The organism is Thermococcus sp. Bubb.Bath, assembly GCF_012027595.1.
GTDB lineage: Archaea > Methanobacteriota_B > Thermococci > Thermococcales > Thermococcaceae > Thermococcus.
This window is the reverse complement of the sequence record NZ_SNUR01000066.1, coordinates 1-391: the sequence shown is the minus strand read 5'-3', so window position 1 is coordinate 391 and position 391 is coordinate 1. Positions and strand designations below refer to the sequence as shown.

Genomic DNA, 391 nt, shown 5'->3' with positions numbered 1-391 from the left:
AATACCAATTACTAGATGGACACGAAAAGGCACCAAAGTTAAACGAATATCTAATCAAGCGATATATTGTATTTACTTTCGTTCGCACTTCCATTGGGATGCATAAAATAGTTCAATAACAAGCGAAATATCTAAAAAATTATTCATAAAAAGTGCTAGTTTTTCAAGCTTTTCTCTATAAGCTAGATGAGTTCCGAAACATAATCAACATCAGGGGTACACGAATACTCAGCAAAAACAAGTCTCGAAAATAAGGCTCCATAAAACGCCTTAAAAACAACCATGGCAGTTTTTTCATCCACGTTTGCGAGCTGTGATATCTTCTTGGCACCTTTGGAAATAGCCTCTGTGCAGAATTTCCTGTGAATTTCCTCAACCTCTCTTATCTTAC

At 35.8% G+C, this 391-nt stretch carries 1 protein-coding gene; it reads right to left on the bottom strand.

Annotated features, from left to right (window positions below; genetic code table 11):
- Positions 1-182: 182 nt before the first annotated feature.
- Positions 183-391 (bottom strand): hypothetical protein (locus tag E3E29_RS11530; protein WP_167911120.1); only part of this gene is annotated, 209 nt, incomplete at its 5' end.